Source organism: Limnothrix sp. FACHB-1083, from assembly GCF_014696485.1.
In the GTDB taxonomy this organism is placed as follows: domain Bacteria; phylum Cyanobacteriota; class Cyanobacteriia; order CACIAM-69d; family CACIAM-69d; genus CACIAM-69d.
The window spans coordinates 235207-258507 of the sequence record NZ_JACJQD010000005.1 but is presented as its reverse complement, the minus strand read 5'-3'; the positions used below and the strand labels follow the sequence as shown (position 1 = coordinate 258507).

At 57.4% G+C, this 23301-nt stretch carries 20 protein-coding genes and 1 tRNA gene; 10 read left to right on the top strand and 11 right to left on the bottom strand.

The window, feature by feature from the left end:
• Nucleotides 1-74: 74 nt before the first annotated feature.
• From H6F46_RS08940 to H6F46_RS08930, 3 genes are all read left to right on the top strand, one after another.
• Complete coding sequence (locus tag H6F46_RS08940; protein WP_099535374.1) at nucleotides 75-608, top strand: hypothetical protein; 534 nt, start codon at nucleotides 75-77, stop codon at nucleotides 606-608.
• Nucleotides 609-1113: 505 nt separating this feature from the next.
• On the top strand, nucleotides 1114-1329 hold the full coding sequence (locus tag H6F46_RS08935) for a photosystem I reaction center subunit IV (protein ID WP_190354314.1): 216 nt from the start codon (nucleotides 1114-1116) through the stop codon (nucleotides 1327-1329).
• A 110-nt stretch (nucleotides 1330-1439) separates the two neighbouring features.
• A complete protein-coding gene (locus H6F46_RS08930) occupies nucleotides 1440-2306 on the top strand; it encodes a DNA-formamidopyrimidine glycosylase (RefSeq protein ID WP_190354316.1) in 867 nt (288 codons plus the stop codon).
• 28 nt (nucleotides 2307-2334) lie between these two features.
• Here the strand turns inward: H6F46_RS08930 and H6F46_RS08925 are convergent, their stop codons facing one another.
• Nucleotides 2335-5259 (bottom strand): CapA family protein, encoded by a 2925-nt coding sequence (locus H6F46_RS08925; RefSeq protein ID WP_190354318.1) that lies wholly within the window; start codon nucleotides 5257-5259, stop codon nucleotides 2335-2337.
• Nucleotides 5260-5323: 64 nt separating this feature from the next.
• On the opposite strand from H6F46_RS08925, the gene H6F46_RS19550 reads away from it, so the two are divergent.
• Complete coding sequence (locus H6F46_RS19550; protein ID WP_255407566.1) at nucleotides 5324-5449, top strand: hypothetical protein; 126 nt, start codon at nucleotides 5324-5326, stop codon at nucleotides 5447-5449.
• A gap of 314 nt (nucleotides 5450-5763) precedes the next feature.
• Here the strand turns inward: H6F46_RS19550 and H6F46_RS08920 are convergent, their stop codons facing one another.
• Nucleotides 5764-7008 carry a phosphopantothenoylcysteine decarboxylase gene (locus H6F46_RS08920; protein ID WP_190354320.1) on the bottom strand — a complete coding sequence of 415 codons (1245 nt, stop codon included), beginning with the start codon at nucleotides 7006-7008 and terminating at the stop codon, nucleotides 5764-5766.
• Between the two features lie 343 nt (nucleotides 7009-7351).
• Entirely contained in the window at nucleotides 7352-7948 is a 597-nt protein-coding gene (lepB, locus tag H6F46_RS08915) for a signal peptidase I (protein ID WP_099535361.1), read from the bottom strand.
• A gap of 390 nt (nucleotides 7949-8338) precedes the next feature.
• Between lepB and H6F46_RS08910 the strand changes: the two genes are divergently transcribed.
• Nucleotides 8339-9478 carry a DegT/DnrJ/EryC1/StrS family aminotransferase gene (locus tag H6F46_RS08910; protein WP_370567113.1) on the top strand — a complete coding sequence of 380 codons (1140 nt, stop codon included), beginning with the start codon at nucleotides 8339-8341 and terminating at the stop codon, nucleotides 9476-9478.
• Here the strand turns inward: H6F46_RS08910 and hemB are convergent.
• Nucleotides 9475-10548, bottom strand: a complete 1074-nt coding sequence (gene hemB / locus H6F46_RS08905) for a porphobilinogen synthase (protein WP_190354322.1) — start codon at nucleotides 10546-10548, stop codon at nucleotides 9475-9477. The genes H6F46_RS08910 and hemB overlap by 4 nt on opposite strands.
• Nucleotides 10549-10943: 395 nt before the next feature.
• On the opposite strand from hemB, the gene folE reads away from it, so the two are divergent.
• On the top strand, nucleotides 10944-11579 hold the full coding sequence (gene folE, locus H6F46_RS08900) for a GTP cyclohydrolase I FolE (protein WP_190354324.1): 636 nt from the start codon (nucleotides 10944-10946) through the stop codon (nucleotides 11577-11579).
• A gap of 435 nt (nucleotides 11580-12014) precedes the next feature.
• Here the strand turns inward: folE and H6F46_RS08895 are convergent, their stop codons facing one another.
• Nucleotides 12015-12227, bottom strand: coding sequence for a chlorophyll a/b-binding protein (locus H6F46_RS08895; RefSeq protein ID WP_099535357.1), 213 nt, complete (start codon nucleotides 12225-12227; stop codon nucleotides 12015-12017).
• A gap of 46 nt (nucleotides 12228-12273) precedes the next feature.
• Nucleotides 12274-12528, bottom strand: a complete 255-nt coding sequence (locus H6F46_RS08890) for a hypothetical protein (protein ID WP_190354326.1) — start codon at nucleotides 12526-12528, stop codon at nucleotides 12274-12276.
• A gap of 11 nt (nucleotides 12529-12539) precedes the next feature.
• Here H6F46_RS08890 and H6F46_RS08885 point away from each other — a divergent pair, with 11 nt between their 5' ends.
• Both H6F46_RS08885 and H6F46_RS08880 read left to right on the top strand, forming a co-directional pair.
• Nucleotides 12540-14597, top strand: a complete 2058-nt coding sequence (locus H6F46_RS08885) for an NAD(P)H-quinone oxidoreductase subunit 5 (RefSeq protein WP_190354327.1) — start codon at nucleotides 12540-12542, stop codon at nucleotides 14595-14597.
• A 748-nt stretch (nucleotides 14598-15345) separates the two neighbouring features.
• Nucleotides 15346-16926 (top strand): hypothetical protein, encoded by a 1581-nt coding sequence (locus H6F46_RS08880; RefSeq protein ID WP_190354329.1) that lies wholly within the window; start codon nucleotides 15346-15348, stop codon nucleotides 16924-16926.
• Here H6F46_RS08880 and H6F46_RS08875 read toward each other — a convergent pair.
• The 5 genes from H6F46_RS08875 to H6F46_RS08855 all read right to left on the bottom strand — a co-directional run bounded on the left by H6F46_RS08875 (nucleotide 16923) and on the right by H6F46_RS08855 (nucleotide 21537).
• Nucleotides 16923-18182 carry an ATP phosphoribosyltransferase regulatory subunit gene (locus H6F46_RS08875; protein WP_190354331.1) on the bottom strand — a complete coding sequence of 420 codons (1260 nt, stop codon included), beginning with the start codon at nucleotides 18180-18182 and terminating at the stop codon, nucleotides 16923-16925. The genes H6F46_RS08880 and H6F46_RS08875 overlap by 4 nt on opposite strands.
• Nucleotides 18183-18229: 47 nt before the next feature.
• The gene (locus H6F46_RS08870; protein ID WP_190354333.1) at nucleotides 18230-19216 is read right to left on the bottom strand and encodes a J domain-containing protein; all 987 of its coding nucleotides are present in this window, start codon (nucleotides 19214-19216) and stop codon (nucleotides 18230-18232) included.
• A gap of 292 nt (nucleotides 19217-19508) precedes the next feature.
• Entirely contained in the window at nucleotides 19509-20369 is an 861-nt protein-coding gene (locus tag H6F46_RS08865; protein WP_190354335.1) for an inositol monophosphatase family protein, read from the bottom strand.
• A 75-nt stretch (nucleotides 20370-20444) separates the two neighbouring features.
• Nucleotides 20445-21149 (bottom strand): thermonuclease family protein, encoded by a 705-nt coding sequence (locus H6F46_RS08860; protein WP_190354337.1) that lies wholly within the window; start codon nucleotides 21147-21149, stop codon nucleotides 20445-20447.
• Complete coding sequence (locus H6F46_RS08855; protein ID WP_099535405.1) at nucleotides 21139-21537, bottom strand: 2Fe-2S iron-sulfur cluster-binding protein; 399 nt, start codon at nucleotides 21535-21537, stop codon at nucleotides 21139-21141. The genes H6F46_RS08860 and H6F46_RS08855 overlap by 11 nt, the downstream gene beginning before the upstream one ends.
• A 134-nt stretch (nucleotides 21538-21671) precedes the next feature.
• Here H6F46_RS08855 and H6F46_RS08850 point away from each other — a divergent pair.
• Nucleotides 21672-21758 (top strand) — tRNA-Ser (locus H6F46_RS08850).
• Nucleotides 21759-21860: 102 nt separating this feature from the next.
• Nucleotides 21861-23000, top strand: a complete 1140-nt coding sequence (locus H6F46_RS08845; RefSeq protein ID WP_190354339.1) for an aromatic ring-hydroxylating dioxygenase subunit alpha — start codon at nucleotides 21861-21863, stop codon at nucleotides 22998-23000.
• Nucleotides 23001-23301: the final 301 nt, after the last annotated feature.

Below are 23301 nucleotides of genomic sequence, written 5' to 3'. Positions count from 1 at the left end.
GGTTTAGAACGGTTCAGCGATGGTTGAGCCACGCATCCGAGCGAGGAAGAAGTGAACCAGAAAGGAGTGAGGACATGGCTGGTTTAACGCGAACAACGTGGATTCGGGCCGTTTTGGCCACAACTTGCATGGCGGCCACCGCTGCGGTGGTCATGGTTGGTAACTCGTTACCGAGCAACGCCCAGCAAAGTTGGCCGCCGGGCTTTTATCGGCGAATGAGCGATTCCACTATCCGTTGGGTTGCGGGTGATGGTCGCATGTGCCGCGTGATGAATCGCGATCAGTTGACGGCTTTTGGGGGCGATGGTGTGGTGCGAGTGGTGGGCGATCGCTCCACGTTCGATCGGGGCCGGACGGATACAGGGATTTGCCCTTGGCCCGATGGCATCTATCGCGAAACCAACTGGCGCAATATTTGGCAGTTTCTCTACACCGTGGGTAGCCGTCGGTATTACTGCAACATCACCACTCAGCAACACCTCCAGGCTTACAACCTGGTCGATGAGCAAACAAACCCTGTGATTTTGACGGTTCCCAATCGATCGCGCCTGGGCTTCAAGCGGGAATGGGCGGGAGATTGTGTTTGGCCCAACGTTGGCAACAACTAGACGGGTACGGATTCCGATCCAGGGTTCTCAGGTCAGTTCTCGAATCAGTTCTCAGATCAATAGCCCGATCGACCATGGCTTGATCAGTGCCCGAGTCAGTGTCCGAGTCAGTGCCCGAATCAACACTTGAATCAACACTTGAATCAAGGCCCTGGTTGGCTGCCCTCGGTTTAGCGAGTAATAAAACTTAAAACCTCACCCCTTTAGTCGTTGGCTGGGCGATAGTAGCCTAGAGAGCAGCCACTTCACCCTAAACGGGACTCAACAGGACTGGCCTTCTGGGCTGTCCTTCCGATGTGGGTGTGATCGTCACGGGCAGTCAGTCCGAGACTCAACATCGACGCGCCGATCGGGTTCATCCAGATTTCTGGGGGCGATCAAGGCAGCGTCAACCCATGGATGAATTAAACAGTTTCGGCTGTTTAATTTAGGGCCAAAGTCCCCAAGTCTTAAGCCTGGGGATGGGGTCAAAAGAGAGAAAAATAAACCAAAGGAAGATAAACCTATGGCGGTTCAACGCGGTGCTAAGGTGCGGGTTCTGCGCCCCGAGTCGTACTGGTATCGGGATGTGGGCACGGTTGCTTCGGTCGACCAAAGCGGCATCAAATACCCGGTAATTGTCCGTTTTGAGAAGGTCAATTACTCGGGCATTAACACCAACAACTTTGCGCCCGAAGAGCTGGAAGTGGTGGAAGCACCGAAAGCTGCTCCGAAAAAATAGGCGAATCACCGCTGCGATCGCCCGTTGGGGATGGTGGCAGCGTTGCGCAAACCAGGGCGCTGGCCTTGGTCTGATTCGTGGGTTGGTTCTTTGCAAGGCCGGGGGATGTTGTGCCAGAGCTGCCAGAGGTAGAAACCGTCCGGCGGGGGTTGGCCACAGCAACTCCCGGCTGGCTGATTGTGGGGGGTGAAGTGCTGCTCGATCGAGCGGTGGCGGCTCCGGAACCCGAGGCGTTTTTAGCGGGCTTGCAGGGCTGTTGCCTGGTGAGCTGGAAACGACGGGGCAAGTATTTGCTGGGCGAGTTGCAGCGAGCGCAACGGCCGGCCGGCTGGTTGGGGGCCCATTTGCGAATGACGGGCCAGTTTTTGTGGGTGGATCCGGCGACTCCGGTACATCAGCACACGCGGATTCGGTTGCGACTGCACTCCAACGCGATCGAGCGAGAATTGCGATTTGTGGATCAGCGCACGTTTGGGCATTTGTGGTGGGTGTCACCCGATCGCCCGATCGAACAAGTGATCACCGGTTTGGCGAAGTTGGGACCAGAACCCTTTGACCCGGCTTTTTCGATCGATTACTTTGCGGAGCGGCTGCGAAAACGCCACAAAACCATCAAAGCCACCCTGCTAGATCAAGACCTAGTGGCCGGTTTGGGCAATATCTACGCCGACGAATCCCTTTTTTTGGCAGGCATTTGGCCAGAAACAAGGGCCGCAGACCTGAGCATGGAACAGGTTGGCAATCTCCATCAGCAAATTCGGCAAGTGCTGGAAGCCAGCTTGGCGGCGGGCGGCACAACCTTTAGCGATTTTGTGAACCTGGAAGGGGTAAACGGTAACTACGGCGGGGAAGCTTGGGTGTATAACCGCAAGGGGCAACCCTGCCGCGTTTGTGGCACGGCGATCGAGCGGTTGCGGATTGCGGGTCGATCAAGCCATGTTTGCCCTCAATGTCAGCCCCGATCGCCCCAAGCCTGAACCTGGAACCATGGGGGCTAATCAATGGCTATGGCTCCAGGATGGCCTGGGCCCGATCGGCCGCTGACTTTACCAACGCGGGCAGGCTGAGGCTGCTGTAGTTGGTGGGCATCGAAGATGGCGCGGCCGTGAACCCGTTGTCCTGGGTGGCTCCCGATGGGGTAGGGGCCGTAAAGGGCAGTTGAGGGCTGGTGGTCGATCGCCCGGTGGCTGGCTCTGAGCTGGTGGCCTCTGGGCCAATTTCAAAGGAAATCGATCGGCGCGGGCCGCTGCCCATGGGGCTAGGTGTTGCTGATGGGTTTCCTGCCGGAGCCGTGATGGCCGACACGGAACGGTTGCTAGACCCCAACGCTTCATCCGTGGGGGCTTCTGCATTGCGCACCAGTTCGCTCAGTTCCACGGCGGTCATCAATTGCGCCAGTTGATCGCGTGCCGATTGACCAGTGGCTTGGATTCGCTGGCCGATCGCGCTGCCGTCAGAAGAACTGATGGGGTTAGCCCCAGCTTGAGAGGGGCGCTGAGGAGCGATCGGGGCACTGGCTACGACGGGCGAGTTGCTGGGCATCGGAGCCGCTGCGGGGCTGGGCAGGGGGGCGACCACGATCGGCGATTGCCCGTTGGTGGTTGCGGCCGATCGGGTGAAGCTCGGCAGTTGGGGTTGGGGGCGATCTCCGGTGGCTGTCAGTGGAGCCGTTGGGGCGATCGTCATTGGGAGGGCACTGGAACTAGGATTACCAGAACCGGGATTACCAGAATCGGGATTGCCAGAATCGGGATTGCTTGAAACAAAATCACCCGAGCCAGAATTGGGAGTCAGATTGGGAGCCGATCGAGCCGTCAACACCATGGATTGGGTCAGGGGTTGGTCAAACCGGCGGGAAATGTAGGTTAGCTCCTGCAAAATCTCCTTCGCCCGATCGCCCTTAGCCACCCGGGGTTGGTAGTTTTGCACCCGCACTGGCACAAAGTCCACCTTCATTTGGCGATCGCGCAGGGCCACCTTCAGCACCGCCGTATCGTAGGTGCTGCGCGAGTGGCCACCAAAAATGAAGTTACCCAGGGAATAGACGATCGCCCGATCCTTGTAAACCTCAGCGCCTTGCAGCACATGGGGATGGTGACCCACCACCAAATCCGCCCCCGCATCAATGGCTCGCCGGGCGATCGACCGTTGGTAGGGAGCGGGATAGCGTGCCAATTCTTCGCCCCAGTGGAAATTCACCACCACCCAATCTACCTGATCGCGCACGGCTTGGATATCTGCCGCCAAGGCCTCGTTTTCGCGTGGGTTAGTGCCCGCGCTGGTTTCCGTGGCCGCGTGCCAATGGGCGTTGTAATAGCCAAAGTAGGCAATCCGTTGACCCTTCACGTCCAAGATTTTGGGGCGACGGGCTTCGGTGATGTTTTCCCCGGCCCCGATCGCGTGGATGTCGCTTTGATCCAAGGCTGCCAAGGTGTCCAACAAACCCGGCCGGTTATAGTCCATCGTGTGGTTGTTGGCCAGCGTCACCAGGTCAATGCCCCCCGCTTCCAGGGCGGCCACCGATTCCGGTTCCGCGCGGAAATTGAAACGCTTGCCCGATCGCTTGCGGTCAGCATCCGTAATGGGGTTTTCCAAATTCACCATGGCCACATCGACCGATCGGGACTCGGGAAACTGGGCCAACGCCGCCGACCAATCTCCCCCTAACCGCCGCTTCACCCGATCGCTCAGGGTCACATCTCCCCCAAACATCAAGGTCACCGCCGGATCGGTGGGATTGGCGGGTGGGTGATTTACCACCGGCAACAGTTCCAAAGCTCCCTGCACCACGGGTGGCCGCACCTGCCGCACCCGATTGGCCACGGGAGCGATCGCCGGGCGCAGGGGCAAGACCTGTTCCGTGGAATTGCCGCTGCGAGGGCTGGCCAAGGGTTGTTGGGGGCGCGATCGGGTGGTATCGGGTGACGAACTAGCCAGCCACAGGGCCAACACAAAGGGCACGATCGTCGCCCCGCCCAACAGCACCGATCGCCAGATGGGTTCCAGGGCCGGATCCGTGGCCCATTGGGTTAATCCCGCTAGCCCTAACTCCCGCCGGCCCGCCGGAGCCGCAATCCGAATCGTTTGTTGCCAAAGGGGATCCACCTGCCCTGACACCGTGGCCCGAATCCGCACGCCGCTGACTTGGCCTTGTTCTGAGGCGTTGAATTGCCACAGTCGTCGGCAAATGGTTTGCACGATGTGGGGTTGGCTCAGGGATTCTGAGGTACTGTCTGAAGCGCTGTCTGAGGTGCTGTCTGAAGGGCTGCCTGAAGTGTTTGAGGTCGCCAGACTTTCCCCATCGCTGGAGATGACTTCGGCGGCCGTTGCTGCCATCGCGGCCTCTGGCGGTAACTGCACTTCCACCACCAAGCAGCGACCATTGAGCCGATCGACCGTTAGCCCAGCCCCCAAACTTTGCCCCACCGGCTGCAACCATTGGGAAATAGTGCCCAGATCCATGCCAACGGGCGATCGCCAGCGATCGCGCGTGGCCGTCGCCAGTGCTGACCAACCATCTCGCGCCACCAGCCAGCTATGGGCCAAGCGTTGCATCACCTGCTGCTCGGGCGATCGGGGCAACACCTGCTGATAATAGGCCGTGGAACTGAGGCCCGGCCGCTGCTCCAACTGCACCGACTGCTGCCACAGCAATTCCGGCTGACCCACGCGCCGGGCCATGATCCGCACCCCTTCCACCGCCGCCAAATTCAAGCCATGGAGTCGGTGGCAAATGAACCGCACCAACCGATCGCGCTCCGGTTCTTGCTGGCACTCCACCCACACATCAATCTGGCCGGTCATTTGTGCCGAAACCTTGGTGCGGATGCCATGGGGAGCCAGGTAGCGATCGAACCAACTCGCCAACGTGCCCGCATCCCACGTCAACCCGATGCTTCCCGAACCACTAACCCCAGCCGCATAAACCATTGTGTTCTAACTCCTCAACATCACGCGATCGGGCCCTGGGCGATCGGGGAATCGATCGACCGGGGTGAGCGCTGGCGATGAACCCACTCAGTTGCTTGCACTGTTTGAATTGCTTGGATTGCCGGAACTGCTGAAATTTTGGGAGTTGCGGGAACTGTTTGCCCAGCACCGCTACCCAGCCGCGATTTAAAACTTGCCCACACCAAGCTCCTATGGGCAAGCTTGTTTGAGCAGTCTTCCAACAGTATTTCAGCAGGATCGCAATCTCAATCTCAATCGGTTTTAAACGATATATGCGCAGGTTGCATGTTTTTGGGGCCGTCCCCTTGGGCGATTGCGAGCGCCTATAGCATCGCACCGATCGCTCCAAATCGGCTAACCAGCGCCCCGGCCCCACAGCTTTGCGAGCCGTTAGCCATCGCCATTCGCCAAGATTGGGAGAATGAAACCAGGAATTAGGACAAGACCTTGAGACCAGAAATTAGGCAAAAAATCAGCCAAAACCTAGAACAGGCTTTCCAGCCAATCGGCAATGCCCATCGCAATTCCCGGCTTGTCTAACATCCGCAGGGGCGATCGATCCCGGGTGACCAAATAGGCCACCTGTTCTCCCCGGGGCCCCGTCTCATTCCCCCGATTGGCCACCACTGCCAAGTGACCCCGCTGGAGTCGATCGTGGGCAATTTGCATCAGGGCTTCGTGAGTCACCCCCTCTTGATACTTGAAGCTGATCAAACCCAACTGGGGGGCCAACTCGCTCACCAGGTCAATCACCTTCTCCGTGGGTTGCAGTTGAATCGTCTTCCACTGGCCGCCGCTGGGAATTTTGCCCGGGTGAATCTGCACGGGTTGATAGTCCGCCACGGCCGCCGAAAAAATCCCGAACCGATAATCCCGCTCCTGCAACAGCGACAACACCCGATCGCGATAGTCGTGATAGGTCGGTGTAATGGTGTGGGGGATCCAGTCCGGTGGCGCGGTGCTGCCCGCCCCATGCACCAGATGCACTTGGGATCCCCGGAGATAGAGTTCTTTGGCGATTTCAATTCCCAGTTGCCCCGTGAAGCAGTTGGTAATTCGACGAATGGCATCCAAGGGAACCGGCGTTGGCCCACCGGTCACCATCACCGGCACACCGTGCAGGGGCGATCGACTCAGCACCCGACAGACCTGCACCACAATGGTTTGCGGATCGGGCAAATTGTTCTTGCCATAGGCGCGGCGGGGTTGAATCATCCGTACCCCAATCGATCGCAGGGCCTGCAACGAATCCGTCAGGAGGGAGTTGTGCATCGTGCCATGCATCGTCGGAGCCACCAACACCTCCGCGCGGCCCGCCTCCATGCGCCCAATGGCCGAAGCCAGGGTCGCCGTCACCACGCCATCGGCAATCCCCAGCCGCATTTTATTAATCGTGTCGTAGGTGGCGGGGGCCACTAAGTAAGCCGCGAAGGGGTGCGCATCGCTGAGGTGTTCGGCCGCCGCCGTGAGTTTGGTGACAACGGGGTTCGTGGTGCTCCATTCCAGGGCCTCCAAGGTGACGTAGCGGCGGGCCTCCTTCGACACAAAGGCCACCACATCCGCTCCTTGGCGACGCAGGGCCCGGGCCACATCGGGCGATCGATAGGCGGCAATGCTGCCACAAACGAGGAGGGCAATGCGCCGGCCGGCCAGATGCATCCCATCCAACAGCACCTCGCGATCCCCCATTTCGGAGGGCGGCGGAGGCGACAAATCCCAATCATCCATAGGGGGATTGATAGGTCTAAACGAGGGGTCAAAATCCCAGGAAAATGAGTCGGCAACGGTCATGGAGCGATCGGGGTCAGGAAGCTACCTGGATGGCTGGAAGGGTTGCCAACGGATGATGAAAAGTCTATTGAAAAATGGCTATGGCGTGAAAAAAGTCTTCAGAAATCGAGTCAATAGAATTCAAACGGCTGAAATAGTCGAATTAATAATTAAAAACGATTCAAAACGGTTGAATTTAAGTTGCATCTGAGCGAGATCAACTTCAATCCAAGAAAACTTACACGGAGTCATCTTGGATTTAAGCGGTGGGTTGGGTCGCGCTTCCGGCCAGTGGCTGGGGCTAGCGGCTGGTGAGACCGAACCGATCGAGCGGCCAAAACCGCCACCAGGCCCGCCCGATCGCGTTCTCGATCGGCAAAAAGCCCCACACATGGGAGTCATTGCTATTGTTGCGGTTATCACCCATGACAAACAACATTTGTGCAGGAACGGTGACGGGCGCTAACTCGTAGGTGGGTGGCTCCAGGGTGTAAGGCTCCGTGAGGGGTTGGTCATCCAAATAAACCTGGCCGTTTTTGACGGCGATGGTTTGGCCCGGAAACCCAATCACCCGCTTAATAAACGCTTGATCGCGGGGGTAACCCAGGGCTTGCAGTTGGGGCGGCGGCGCAAAAACCACAATGTCGCCCCGTTGCAGGGGCCGGAACCAGTGGGAAATTTTTTCCACCACCAACCGATCGCCCACGGCCAAGGTGGGATACATCGACTCAGAAGGGATGACGCGCGGTTCTGCCACAAAGGTGCGAATCAACAGGGCCAGCACCAGGGCAATGCCGATAATTTGCACGCTTTCCCGCCACCGCTGCCAACCGGATGGGCGATCGGGGAGGGGGCTGGATTTGGGGCGATCGGCTGAATCCTGACTCAGTGGGGCCATGAACAACGTTCTCCAAAAGTTCTGTTGATTAACCCCCAACAGCATGGGTGGCAACAATGGGGCTGTGTGCCTTGTGGGGTTCCGGACGGTGTTGCCTGAACGGTGTTGCCTGAACGGTGTTGCCTCGAAGATTAAGTGCCCGAGACAGTTACCAAAGACAGTTACCAAAGATGGCTGTCGGAGGCGATTCGGGACGATTCAGGAAACCGCAAACGGGACACTGAACGCATGGTACAGGAGCAACTACCACCCGGTGCACACCAACTGGCGAAATCAGGCTCCAAAATCGAGATACTGAACGATCTTCCCGCTACTTTTTGGATTGAGCAATTAACTATGACCGATGCTGTGCCGGCTTCCCTGACCCATGGTCCAATGGTGACCGCTCCGATTACGCCCATGGCAATGCCGATTCCCCTGGTGGATTTGTCGATGCAACACGAGAGCTTGCGGGCCGAACTCGATCGCGCCATTGCCAGCACGCTCGATCGGGGCGATTTTGTGCTCGGCCAGGCCTTGGCCACCTTTGAGGCGGCCTTTGCGGCGGCCTGTGGCGTTGAACATTGTGTTGGCGTGGGCACGGGAACCGATGCGTTGGCCTTGGGGCTAACGGCCTGTGGCGTGGGGCCGGGAGATCAGGTAATTGTGCCAGCCAACACGTTCATTGCCACGGTGCTGGGGGTGTTGCGATCGGGGGCCCAACCGGTGTTGGTGGATTGCGATCCGGACACGGCGCTGATCGATTTGGCGGCGGCGGAACGGGCGATCGGCCCCAAAACCAAGGCCCTAATTCCGGTTCACCTCTATGGGCAAATGGTGGATCCTGAAGCCCTGTTGGCGTTGGCCGATCGCACCGGTCTGTTGATTTTTGAGGATGCGGCCCAGGCCCACTTGGCGCGGCGGGGCGGGCGGTTGGCCGGCTCCTTGGGACGGGCGGCGGCCTTTAGTTTCTATCCGGGCAAAAATTTGGGGTCGATCGGGGACGGTGGAGCCGTGGTCACCAACGATGCGGCCGTGGCGGCAAAGGTGCGGATGTTGCGCAATTACGGCGCACCTCGCAAATATTTCCACGAAGAGTTGGGCATGAATTCGCGGCTTGACACGTTGCAGGCGGCGGTGTTGTCCGTGAAGTTGCCCCATTTGCCCCGCTGGAATGAAGACCGGGCCCAGTTGGCGGCGGCCTACGATGCGCGGTTGGCGGCCCTGGCCGATCGCGGCATTGTCCCGATCGCCAATCAGTCGGGGCTGGGCCATGTGTATCACCTCTACGTGGTGCGGGTGCAGCCCACCTGTCGGCTCGATCGCGATCAACTGCTGGCGGCCCTGCAACAGCAACAGATCTTTGCGGGCATTCACTACCCCATTCCCTGCCATCTGCAACCGGCCTTGCAATCCTTGGGCTACGGAGCTGGGGCCTTCCCGGTGACGGAACAGTTAGCCAATGAAATTCTCTCGTTGCCCCTGTTTCCGGGCCTGACCCTGGAGCAGCTCGATCGGGTTGTGGGGGCGATCGAGCTAGCCACCCGCTAGGGCTGCTCCCTTAACCAGCGGGCCGCGTCCACCGCGTGATAGGTCAAAATCCAATCGGCCCCGGCCCGCTTCATGCCCAACAGGGTTTCCAGCACGATCGCCCGTTCATCAATCCACCCCTGTTCGGCGGCAGCCTTCACCATGGCGTATTCCCCAGACACGTTGTAGGCCGCCACCGGCAGTTGGGTTTGGGCCTTCAGTTGCCAAATGATGTCCAAATAGGCCAAAGCCGGTTTCACCATCAACACATCCGCCCCTTCCGCCAAATCCAACAGCGCCTCCTTGAGCGCTTCCCGTCGATTAGCCGGATCCATCTGGTAGGTTTTCTTATCGCCAAACTGTGGGGCGGAATCTAGGGCATCCCGAAAGGGGCCGTAATAGGCCGAGGCATATTTGGCACTGTAGGCCAGGATGCCCGTTTGCCAAAATCCAGCCGCATCCAGGGCTTGGCGAATGGCCCCCACTCGGCCGTCCATCATGTCGGACGGGGCCACAAAATCCGCCCCTGCGGCCGCTTGCATCAGGGCCTGTTGGGTCAAGACCGCCACGGTTTCATCATTCAAAATCCGTCCCGCCTCATCCACAATTCCATCGTGGCCGTGGGTGGTGTAGGGATCGAGGGCCACATCCGTAAAGACCAATAGATCAGGAAAGGCGGCTTTGATGGCTTTGACGGCCCGGGGCACAAGGCCGTTGGGGTTGTGGCTTTCGGAGCCGATCGCGTCCTTTTGGGCGGGCGGAATCACGGGAAACAGGGCGATCGCCCCAATGCCCACCCCTTGAATCATCTGCAACTTTTCCAACAACCGATCGAGCGATCGGCGATCGCAACCGGGCATCGAGGGAATTGGCTCCACCAGCCCCGTCCCTTCCATCACAAACACCGGATAGATCAAGTCTTGGGCCGTCAACACCGTTTCCGCCACCATTCGCCGCAGGGTGGCGGATCGGCGCAATCGCCGTGGCCGCGCGATCGGTTCCGCTGTTGATTCCAGGATTGGTTCCAATGTGGATTCCGGGGCGATCGGGTCTGTGGTCTGGGTGGTTGGTGAAATGGGGGTGACGGTCATTAAAACACTCCGATTTTCAAAAGTCGTTTTCAAAAGTCAGTGCGATCGAGATGGTGCGGTTAGAGATGGCGCGGCTAGAGACGGCGCGATCGATGGGTCAGCCTCTCGCTTCAGCCAGCATCAGCGATCTGTATTAGCGATCTGCATCAGCAATTTGATGCAAAAGTGATCGCATGAGAATGATTATCATTATAATTTCTCAAGGGAAATTCAAGCCAGTTGCTCCAAATAACTGGTCTGATGCCAACCCAAGTCATGGAGCCAATGCTGGTTTCTAGGGCTGGATGGGTTGCGCCGCCCAAACTCTGAATCTCTTCAACCTGCACGCTCACCTACCCGATCGGGCTGGGTGGGCGTTTCCCAATCCACTCCAATTCACCGCAATCTCAATCCCTATGACCCTTTCGATCGAGTCACCTCGGCCCAACCTGATCACCACGGCGGCCAAACCCCCCGTCAGCCAGGCCGAGATGGAGCAAGCTGTGCGGACGCTGTTAATTGGATTGGGGGAAGATCCCGATCGCGAAGGCCTGCGCGACACCCCCAAGCGAGTGGTCAAAGCCTTGCAGTTTCTGACTTCGGGCTATCGACAATCCCTAGATGAACTGCTCAATGGTGCTGTTTTTCACGAAAACGCCAATGAGATGGTCTTGGTGCGCGATATTGACCTGTTTAGCTCCTGCGAACACCACATCCTGCCGATCATTGGCCGGGCCCACGTGGCCTACATTCCCGATGGCCGAGTGATTGGCCTGTCCAAAATTGCTCGGATTTGCGAAATGTATGCCCGACGGCTCCAGGTGCAAGAGCGGCTGACGGCCCAAATTGCCGATGCGATTCAAGGGTTGCTGATGCCCCAAGGAGTGGCCGTGGTGGTGGAAGCAACCCACATGTGCATGGTGATGCGTGGGGTGCAAAAGCCAGGATCTTGGACTGTGACCAGTGCGGTGCGTGGAGTTTTTGCGGAAGATCCGAAAACCCGCCAGGAGTTCATGGATTTGGTGATGCACCAACGAGGATTCCGCGCCTAGGTCTCTAGGCTCTAGATTTTTAGGCTAGGTCTCTAGGCCTAGGTCTCTGGGCCTGGGTCTCTAGGCTACAGATCTAGAAGTCTCTTGCTGGCGGCGACATTTGGGGGGCTGCTGGCCCCCCGCCAGCCAATCTGGTCTTTTGAGGTGGCTGATTTGGCCAAATTAGGCAACCCCAATCCATCGCCGCCAGGGCTGTAACCAGCAAGAAATTGATCCAAAAAGGAATAAATTCAATAAAAAATCAAAAATCAAAAATAGAGCAACAAAAATAGAGCAGTAAAAAAAAGGACTGCCTAGGCAGTCCTGGATGATTCCTTAGATGATGGATTCTTTAGAGATCGAAGGGAAACTTAATGTTGATTGACCAAAAGAAGACTTGCTGAGAACGGATCCCCTGAAAAATGAGAATCCGTGAGTCTTGGGGTGGTGGGTCAATTACAGGTTGGTGAGCCAAGTTACAACGCCATGGCCGGTGACCAATTCCACAGCCAGGGCAGACAGGAAGCCAATCATTGCCAGGCGGCCGTTCAGTTGTTCGGCGTATTGGGTGAAGCCCACACGCTGCACGTCGTCTACATAGACCTTGGGTTCAACGGCGAAGTTGTTCAAACGACCCAGTTCTTCCGTGGTGTAGCCGCGTTGCGTCATGGTGGTTGCTCTCGGTTGGGGTGTTGTAAACAATTGTAACTGCTTTTTAAGAAATGTAAAGAGGTTTGTAACTCGTTTTTAACTCAGGGGCTGCCCGATCGCCCCGTGATCCCAAATACCAACGCAAAACTGCCCGATCGCCCTCGGCCACCCATGCCACAATAGTCACTGGTTTTGCCGGATCGTGACGATTACTCTGGGGCCGTTTGTTGGCTGCATCCGTCACTGGCTGCATTCCCCGCCACCAGCCCCAGCCCGATCGCCCGGCCAGACAACTTTTGAACGTCCTGTCTTGTAACACAGGCTTGTGCGATGGAACCGCTTTACGAGTATGCGTGGCTCGTGCCGGTCTTGCCGTTGCTTGGTGCAGCGCTGGTCGGCCTGGGTCTGATTTCCTTTAACCAATTCACCAACAAGCTGCGGCAAATTAACGCGATCGTCATCCTCACCACGATCGGTGGGGCCATGACCATGGCCTTTGCCCTGTTTTGGAGCCAACTCAACGGCCATGAAGCCTTCGCCCGCAGCATTGAATGGGCGGCCGCCGGAGACTTCCACATCACGATGGGCTACACGATCGACCACCTGAGCGCCCTGATGTTGGTGATTGTCACCACCGTGGCGTTCTTGGTGATGATCTACACCGATGGCTACATGGCCCATGATCCGAGCTATGTGCGGTTCTATGCCTACCTCAGCCTGTTCAGCTCCTCGATGCTGGGCCTGGTGATCAGCCCCAACCTGGTTCAGATCTATGTGTTCTGGGAACTGGTGGGGATGTGCTCCTATTTGCTGATCGGCTTTTGGTTCGATCGCAAACCCGCCGCCGAAGCCTGCCAAAAGGCCTTCGTGACCAACCGGGTGGGTGACTTTGGCCTGTTGTTGGGGCTGTTGGCGCTCTACTGGTGTACCGGCAGCTTTGACTTCAACGTGATGGGCGATCGCCTGCAAGAGCTGGTGTCTTCCGGCTCCCTGAGCGCGGGCGTGGCCAGCCTGTTTTGCATCCTCGTATTCCTCGGCCCCGTCGCCAAGTCTGCCCAATTCCCGTTGCATGTCTGGCTGCCGGACGCAATGGAAGGCCCCACGCCGATTTCTGCCCTGATCCACGCGGCAACGATGGTGGCGGCGGGTGTGTTCCTGATTGCCCGGATGATTCCGGTGTTTGAGGGGCTGCCCGACGTGATGACCGTGATCGCCTGGACGGGTGGTTTCACGGCCCTGCTGGGCGCTTCGATCGCCATCACCCAAAACGACATCAAAAAAGGCCTCGCCTACTCCACCATGTCCCAGTTGGGCTACATGGTGATGGCCATGGGCGTGGGCGCATCCAGCGCGGGGATGTTCCACCTGATGACCCACGCCTACTTCAAGGCGATGCTGTTCCTCGGTTCCGGCTCCGTGATCCACGGGATGGAAGCGGTGGTTGGCCACAACGCCGTGCTGGCGCAGGATATGCGCTTGATGGGCGGTTTGCGGAAATATATGCCGATTACGGCGGGCACGTTCTTTATTGGGACGCTGGCCATTTGCGGGATTCCGCCCTTTGCCGGGTTCTGGTCGAAGGATGAAATTCTGGGTCTGACCTTTGAGGCTAACCCGGCTCTCTGGGCGATCGCCTGGGTGACGGCCGGTGTGACCGCGTTCTACATGTTCCGGATGTACTTCAACACCTTTGAAGGCGAATTCCGGGGCAATGACAAGGCGATCCAAGAGCAACTGTTGGCGGCGGCCGCTGTGCCCGTGCCCGTGGAAGTGGCCCCGAACTTCGGCCCCGGCGCGATGGATCCCAAGGAACTGAGCCACGACCACGACCATCACCACGCCCACGAGCCGCATGAGTCGCCCACCACGATGGTGCTGCCTCTGGTGGTTTTAGCGATTCCCTCGATGCTGATCGGGCTGTTGGGTGTGCCCTGGAACAACCTGTTTGAGCATTTCCTGGAGTCGCCCCACGCTGCCGAGCACGCGGAACACGCCTTTAACCTCACCGAGTTTTTGGTGATGGGCGGCAACTCCGTGGGCATTGCGCTGATCGGGATTACCTTGGCTTCCTTGATGTACTTCAAGAAGTCGATCGACCCCAGCGCGATCGCCCAAAAGATTCCCTTCTTCTATCGCCTGTCCCTGAACAAGTGGTACTTCGATGAAATCTACGATCGACTGTTTGTCCAAGGCAGCCGCCGCCTGGCCCGCCAGGTGATGGAAGTGGATTTCCGAATCGTCGATGGCGCGGTGAACCTGACCGGTTTCGTCACCCTGATTTCCGGCGAAGGTCTGAAGTACTTCGAGAACGGTCGCGCCCAGTTCTATGCGTTGATCGTGTTTGCGGCGGTTTTGGGCTTCGTGGTGCTGTCGGGCATCACGGGCTAGCGGTCTTTTGCTTTGTGGTGCTCTCGGGCATCACCCATTAACAACTGAATTGACGGTTGAACGACCTGTTGAATTGCCGGTCAATTCATCACCCCCTGAGCTGGTTCCTGGTTCAGGGGGTTTTTTGTTGAGCGATCCAAACCCTTGAACTCAGCCTGATAGAAATTCCAGTATCCCCACGTAGAGCTAGGGAATTTTCCCCAAACCCATGACAGTCAACAAAGCTTGATTGTTGAACTGTTAGTGGCTAATGGTGAAGTATTTGGGGGGTAGGGCTGACAACACTCTACCGATAGTGAATCTGAATTTGCTAGACTCGGAATATGTTCATACTTAAGTGTTATTAAGTGCCTTTTTTTACACCAATTTGCTGGTGCTCGTGGTTGCCCCCTGGTTGTCATCACAAACCTTCGCGACTGATGAGCCAGAATTGGCAGAACTTGTCAGGAATTGGCGCTGACCAATGCAAATCCCTACTGAATTGATGTTGATTAAGTTGCTCAACTGTAATCATCAAGCAGCGGCCCTCAACAGCGATCACACAGCTATCACTGAGACTGATGGCTGCGATTTCAGTGAGTGAAGGTTCCGGGCTAATGCGGCAGGTTGGTGATCAGTTTGGAATGAGCAATTTCCAACATTCAACCCCATTTAACGTATTGTTTCTGTTTCATTGCATCTACAACCGATGGGTTTTCGGCACAACTCCACCATGGACGCTCTCCTGCCCTCCTCTCCTCTTTCTGCCATGAGCGATCGATCTGCCAGCCGCCATCAGTCCGATTCTCAGGGCCTGGGAGCTTCGCCTGCGCCCAAGAGTGAACTTCCAAGCCGTTTAACGGTTCCGCAGATTCAAGACATTATTTTTCAACACCTGATTCGATCGGTGCAGAATCTTTCGCCGGAGGAAGTTCTGCACGAATTTTGCTGCTTGTTTATTAATTGCTGTGACACAACCGATAGCAAGCCTTTACATGCTTTATATCAACTAGTTTTTCTCAATAATCAAGAGGCCTTTCAAACTACTCTCAAACGGTCTTGCTACATCTTGATTAATAACTGGGCTAGTCGTCGGAATGAGGCTTTTATTTATCGCCTGATTGCGATGTTTGAGCATTCCCATGAACATAGTGATAGCGCGTCCTTATCGTTGAATCGGGTGCGCCAGTGGGTTGCGGATTTCATTAGTAGTAATGACTATGACGAGCTAAAACTTTTCATTGCGCGTCACGAGCTAGATCATTCCCAAGCTTCTGACCAAAGTCAGTCAGAAATGACGGCCACGCGCACTCGATTGCAGTCCGATCAGATTACAGCAACTGCTATTACACCTGATGAGCAGCATTGGAGCAGTCGTTACGTGGGGCAACTGTTGGTGGCCCAATCGGTGGATCCCAACAACCCCTTAGAGCAACGGGAAGCGGCGGCGGCCTATGCGCGACAGTGGCGGGAGCGTTTTAAGTTTGATTTGGCGATGTATATGGCTAAGTCTCAATCGAGCCGGAGCGATCGAGAGCGCCTGAAAAATCCAACCAATTTGGGTGATCAGGTGCTCAAAATTGTGAAATCAATTGTTTTGAGAACGGGAAAATACAGCTACTCCAGCCTGTCCAATTTGTTTCTGCAACAAACGGAAGGACTGAGGTATCACGGCTATAAAAAAAGTCTGCTGAAATACATCATATTGGAAAGTACCCAAGATCACATGACGAAGGTGGTTCGCCAAAAGTTACAAGACAAGTTAGCGAGCTTGCTGGCGGAACATCATGATGAGGTGATTACGGAAGATTTGCAGGCGGAGACCTGCCGCCACTTAATTCAGTTTCTGACGACGGAAGATTTGCATAATCCCTCGCGGCTTTTTCTGCTCATTTTGTCGAATGGCAGTGCGTTAACGCTGACCATTTTTCTGTTGAAGTTGGTTTTGATTGCCCCCAGCACCCGATCGCACTTGGATCTGTGTATTGCGCGATTGGTGAAATATTACGAACAGTTTGATGAAGAAAAATGCCGCTGGGCGATATATTTCTTTGACATTTTCAATGTGACGTTTGCGATTTACACGGAAAATGTCCAGTATAACCTGGTTTCGATCGATGGGCCGGAGCCATTACCCTTGGCCCCGGAAACCACCCAGAAGGAAGATCGGGTGGTGTTTGAAGGGTTGTATGACAATGAGTTGCGCCGCAGCCTGCGATCGGCCCAGTTAGATCGCTATCGGCTGTTTTTGCAAATGGCTCCCCATGCTCAGTTGCCGTCCACGGGGGATTTGTTGGAAACGGATCCGGTGCTCGCGGATTCGCTGATTGCCGATGGGCCCGATCGCTAGGGGGCTTCAGGCCCTTTGCGCTTAGTGATCGTTTCCGTTTCGATCGAGCCGTCCTCTTGCACCCAAGCCAGCCGCCCGATGCGACGGGCCCGGGCGCGATCGCGGGCCGACTCCCGCGTCACGGTGGCTTGCAAGTCCAATTCCACCCGAATCAAGCTGGGGGCTTCCGTGCGCAGACGACGGGCATAGACAAAGGCCGCGGCCCGGGCGCGCGGCCCCGCTGGAACCACTAACCAGTCACTGGCGGGCAGTTGATTGGGCAGGCGCTCTCCGCTGGAAAGGACGCGGTGCAAAGGTTCCAGGTTTAAGCAAAAGCCAATGCCGGGATAGCTGTTGCCGTCGGGGTCGTATAGGCCCAGCAGTTGATCGTAGCGCCCCCCTTGGCCGAGGATTTCGTGACCGGTGTCGGCGCTGCTGATCGCTTCAAAGACGATGCCAGTGTAGTAGTCAAAGGTTTGAATGAGGCTCAGATCCAGGACGATCGGCAGGGTTTGTTCGGTGGCTCGACCGTAATCTTGCAGCAGGTCAACGGTGGTTTTGAGCCGATCGAGCATGGCTTGCTGGTCGGGGGTTAAGTCCAGTTGGCCCACCTGTTGAATCACGTCCATGGGGCGGCCGCGCAGATCAAACAAAATCAAAGCCCGATCGCGCAGGGCGGGGTCAAGGGGCATGGCTTCGATGGCCAGGCGATCGAGCCGCGCCATGGCCGAACGCACCCGATCGCGCCAGGGTTGTGGGAAGGGTTCCAGGAGCGATCGAGTCAAGCCCGCCTCACTCAAAAGCAAATGCCAATCGGCTACGCCCGATCGCTCCAGGCAGTCCGTCAGCAGCAACAGCACCTCCACATCAGCCGCCACGCCCCCAACACCCAACAGCTCCACCCCCGATTGGAAAAACTCCTGCTGGCGGCTGGCGCTGCCCTTGGGGGGCTTGCGAAACACATTGGCGCTGTAGCAAAGGCGCTGGGGGTGAGTCACGCCGGCCATGCGGGTAACGGCGGCCCGGGCGATCGAAGCCGTCAGCTCCGGCCGCAGCCCCAGATCCTCACTTTCGCTGTCATAGATTTGAATCACCTTGTCCCGGCGCACCGAACCGCCCGCCACCAATGTATCGACCCGTTCCAGGGTGGACGTGACAATCCACTGATAGCCCCAGCGCTGAAACACGTCTTGCAGCTTGGTTTCGATCCAATGCTTCTGGGCCACATCAAGGGGCAACAGATCGCGCGCGCCGGTCGGGGGTTGGTGAATTGCCATGGTGTCAGGGGGGAAACGAAATCGATCGGGCAGTGAACATCGGCCCCCTACTTCTTACGGCCAAACAGGCCCCCAAACAACCCACCGCCGGGTTTATCTTTGCCGCCCCCGATTGTTTTGGGCTGTGGTTTGTTGGGTTTGGCGGTTTGGCCCGTGGCTTGGCCCGTGGCTTGGCCGCCCGTGGCGCGATCGAGTTCCTGCTTAGCGGCCAGGGCGATCGCATTGCGCGGATCAATCGCCAGCGCCCGTGTCAAATGCACCTTGGCCAAGGTTCCTTGCTTTTGAGCCAAATACACCTTGCCCAACCAGGCATGGCAATCGGCATTGTTCCCATCAATCTTCAGCGCATCCTTCAACTCCTGCATCGCCATCGCAAATTGGCCCTTCGCGGTTAATTCCTCCGCCCGTTGCAAAGCCCGCACCACAAACTGCGTATTGCTGGCGGCCCCTTCTCGGGCTCCCGTGGTTTCCCCGCCGCTGCTGGGGGTGGGGGCGGGCCGCTGGGCCGGTGGCGGTGGCGGGGGAGCAGCGGCCGGACGCGCTGGGCTGGCGCTGCCCGATGTGGTTTTGAGCAGGTAAACCAAATTCAGTTCGCTGATTTCGGCAATCCGGTTCAGCACCTGTTCCAAATCGTCGTATTGGTTGGCGGTGAGGGTTTGTAACGCCTTGAGATACGTGCCCTGTACATTGGCAGCCTGACTTAGCTCGCGGGCCAGGGCCCCTTGGATGGCCACCTTGTTGGCCTGTTGGGGCAAGCGGCTATGCAACGTGCGCAACACGGCCTCGTAATCTGCCCGCTTGGCATCGTTGGAGAGGGTAGCGTAGGCGGGGTTCACCAGCCGCGACATCAGTTGCTGGGCATAGGCTTTGCCCTGAGCATTGGCAGCGGAGCAGGTGTCGGGATGCAGTCGGGGGGCAATTTGTAAAAACCGCTTGCGCACGGTTTTGGGATCTGTCCCCAACGGAATGCCCAGGATGGCATAGTGATCCGTCACATCGTGACCAAAAAGCCCTCGTTGAATCTCGAATGACATAGCGCGCCGCCGGTGCTGTGAGTCGCTAAAGGGGGATGGGAGCAGGAGAAGTAGACGAGACAGGGGCAGAGCCTGGCCGGATAGAGCCGGGCTGAATGCCGTTGGGATGGATGCAGCCTGAGGGGCAATCGGAAAGATCGCCGTTGAATTGCTATTTGGTTAATCGCTATCTAGTATCGCTATCTAGTAGTGTATCGGGTTCCTGGGTTGACCATGGTGATCGGTGACTATGGTGATCTTGGTTGCGGGTGGGGACTGAGGAATCTGGCGGTTGATTAACCCCCAATGGGCGCTACTGACCAACTTTCGGCCAGGTGGCGGGGGGCTGGTGCCACAGGTCAAGCTTGGGAACCGTTGCCAGGGCCGCACAGAGTTGATCATGTAGGTGGCCGTTGGTGGCCACGAGTCGGCCGCTGCTGGGATTGACGGGGCTGCCATCGTAGGCGCTGACTTGGCCACCAGCCTCTTGCACCAACACGATGCCGGCGGCAATGTCCCAAAGGGAGAGTCCCCGCTCCCAATAGCCATCCAACCGCCCACAGGCCACATAGGCCAGGTCGATCGAGGCGGATCCGCCGCGTCGTACCCCTTGGGTTAAGTGGGTGAGGTAGCAGAATTCAGGATAGTTGGTGTCGTTGGTGTCGCGGCGATCGTAGGCAAAACCGGTCACCAACAGGCTGCGGCTCAGTTGATCGGTGCGTGAGACCCGCATTGGGATCCGATCGCGCGTGGCCCCGAGTCCTTTGGCCGCTCGAAACAGTTCCCCGCGCTCGGGATCGGCCACGACCCCAACGATCGGTTGACCCTGAAAGAGCAGCCCGATCGAAACGGCAAAAAACGGGTATTGGTGAGCAAAATTGGTGGTTCCATCCAGGGGATCAATCGCCCAAAGATAGTCACTGTTTTGGGTTCCCCCGATCGCCCCGGACTCTTCCGCCAAAATGGGAATTTGCGGACAGTGGCGACTCAGTACCTCAATGGTGGCGGTTTCCGAGGCGCGATCGGCCGCAGTCACCAGGTCGCCCGATCGCCCTTTTTCCTCGGCCTCAATTTTGCCCAAAAACGATCGCACCACTGCCGCTCCGGCCAGGGCCGCTTCCGTGGCAATTTCCAGCAGTCGTTGCAACGTTGCCTGATCCGGTAACTGACTCATGCTTCAATCCAACGTTTTCTAAGGTTATGCATCCTGCAAAAGCTGTTGATTAACCTCGCAGTCTGTTTCCGCCAGTTAGGAGGGGTTTTGGCGACGGAATTCGCTGGGCCGCAACCGCATGGGCGATCGGGGATCCCAAACACCCAACTCCAAAATCCGCGCATATTCCTGGGCGTAGAAAATGCGGCGATCGTACTTCAGCAGCCCCGATCGACTGGCCGGAACCGCATAGCCCGCCTTGGTTAGTTGCTCATTCACAAGCTGCCCATCCCGCCAAACATAGGCCAAGAGCCGACCGAGGCGATCGCGTGCTTCCCCGGACTCAAATTCCAACCAAACCGTTTGCCCCGCCACCAACTCCATCAGGGTTTGTTGGGCCTTAATCCCCCAGGGCTGTTGGCGCAAGTCCGGAGCATCAATGCCCAGAAGGCGGACGGTTTCCAGCCGCTTGGCATCGGCTCCCGTGCCGCGCACCTCCAGGGTGTTGCCGCTGGGCACGCGGTTCACCACCACCTGCACCCCGGTGAGGGCCGAATTGCCACAACCGGTGAGCAACCCCAGGATCAGGCCAAGGGCGATCGCCCTGCGCCAAGGCTGGCTGCGAATGACTGGGGGGAGTGGCCCGGTGCGGGGTTGAGTGGGCGTTTGGGCGAGCTGTTTGGGGCTGGTGGCTATCCCGATGCGTGGGATTGCTGATGGGGTCGCGAATGGGCTGGTTGATGGGGTGCTCGATCGCCCTTGGGGCGACGGTTGAACCCGATCCGGTGACTTAATCTTCATCCAGGGGCAGGCCGCGGCGGACTTTGCCCTTGCCAAAATAGCGGCCAAATTGCAGTTCATATACTTCGTCTTCGTCCTGGGTTTCCACCACCAGATCCGATTCGGCATAGCTGACACAGAGCAAGGCATAGCCCCGATCGCGCAAAGCAGGCGACAGACCCATAGCCTCTGGCTGGCTCAGTTTGCCTTCCAGCACGCGCACCGCACAGGCCGTGCAAGCCCCGTTGCGACAGGAAAAAGGTAGCGTTGCCCCTTGATTTTCCGAAGACTGCAAAATATAGCGATCGCCGGGCACTTGCACTTCATGAACCGTGCCCCGCTGGCGGTTATGAATCCGCACCCGATAGGTTTGGGTGGCGGTCGATCGATCTTCAGCACTGTAGGTCATGGGGGATTTGGGCATCTAGGGGCCAACCAGCACAGCGCGATCGGGTCGCAGGGATTGCCGCCGCGCTGAAGCTAGATTTTATCGTTCTCTTCCCATAACCGGCATCAGCCTGATAAGATAACGTCCTGTCATCTGGAGAGATGGCCGAGCGGTTGAAGGCGCAGCACTGGAAATGCTGTTTAGGGGTAACTCTAACGAGGGTTCGAATCCCTCTCTCTCCGTTTTTGTGATCGCGTTTTGCGATCGAGCGACCTAAACCACAAGAACGACGCTGTACTAAGCTGGCAGAGTCGTTTAGTTGCCAATCAGTTGCCAAAGTTGTCATGGTGACATCTGCCAATCAGACTCCTGAGCAGTCTGCCAATTCGGCCTTGGGTGATTCCAGCGACGGAGCAGCCCCCATCAGGGCGATCGCCCTAGAGCAGCACGAGGTGCAAAACAGCGTGCGCCAGGCGGGAATTAATCCCAATTTCTGGTATGCGGTGGCTTGGTCTAGCCAGTTGGCAGCGGGGCAAGTGTTGGGCGTGGAAGTGTGGCAGCAAAAAATAGCCCTCTATCGGGATCGATCGGGAGCCGTCCAGGCCCTCGAAGATGCCTGCCCCCATCGCGGCGTGGAACTGAGCCGGGGCAAGGTGATGGGCGACCATCTCGCCTGTCGTTACCATGGCTGGGAGTTTGACGGAGCGGGCCAATGTCGCAAGATTCCCTACTTGCCACCGAGCCAAAAGCTGCCCTGTGCCCAAGCCCAGAGCTATCGAGCGGTCGATCGCTACGGGATCATTTGGGTGTTTCCCGGCGACCAGAGCCTAGCGGATCAAATGCCGCTGCCGGAAATTCCTGAATTTGACGATCCCCAATGGCTGGCCGTGCCGGTGACGGGACAGTTTCGGGCCCATTTTTCGGTTTGTAATGAAAACTCGATGGATGTGTTCCACGGGTTTTTGCACGAAGAATTGCAGGGTTGGTTTGATCCGGTGTTGCTGAAGCTCAAGGACGAAGGCAACGCGATCGTGGCCGATTACCAAGTGTCCTATAAGGGGCAAATGGCCAAGTTTTTGGGCTTTACGGAGTCGGCCGATCAAGTCACCACCAAAACCGTGACGGTGCAATATCGCTATCCGCACTTTTTCAGTCGCCTAGAAGGGGTTTCGAGCCTTTATCTAATGCGCCTGCCGGTGGGGCTGCGGGAGAGCCGATCGTTTGCGATTTTCTTTTTGCGGTTAGGGCTGCCCGGTTGGCTGGTGCAGGCGTTGCGGCCCTGGGCTGCCAAGCTAATTGAGCAAAAAATCTTTATGCGCTTTCTGAATCAAGACATTGAAATGATGGAAAGCGAACAACGGGCGATCGATCGCGATCCGCAACGGCGGTATGTGGAAATCAATCCGGCAATTATTGCGGTTCAGCGCATGATTTTGCGCCAATATCAGCAATTTTTGAACGGCCAAGCCAAACCCTCGCGGTGAAGCAACGCCAACAAACAAACTGGATCGCCAACCTTAAGCGGATCAGAAACCTTAAGCGGATCGAAAATTTGTGATCTACATCACTCTTTGATCCTGAACGGGGGATCACCACAGCGTCCCAATCACAACCGAATTGCCCCCATGCCCAAACTCGCGATCGGGGCCAGAAAACCTTGACAGAGACCTAGCTTCCAATCCCGATCAATCGGTAAACTAGGTTACGATCGCACCGATCGAAGTCATGTTGTGGTAGAGCTTTCCTTCGATGTGATCGTTTGCCCACCGTTTACTCTTCGCCTTT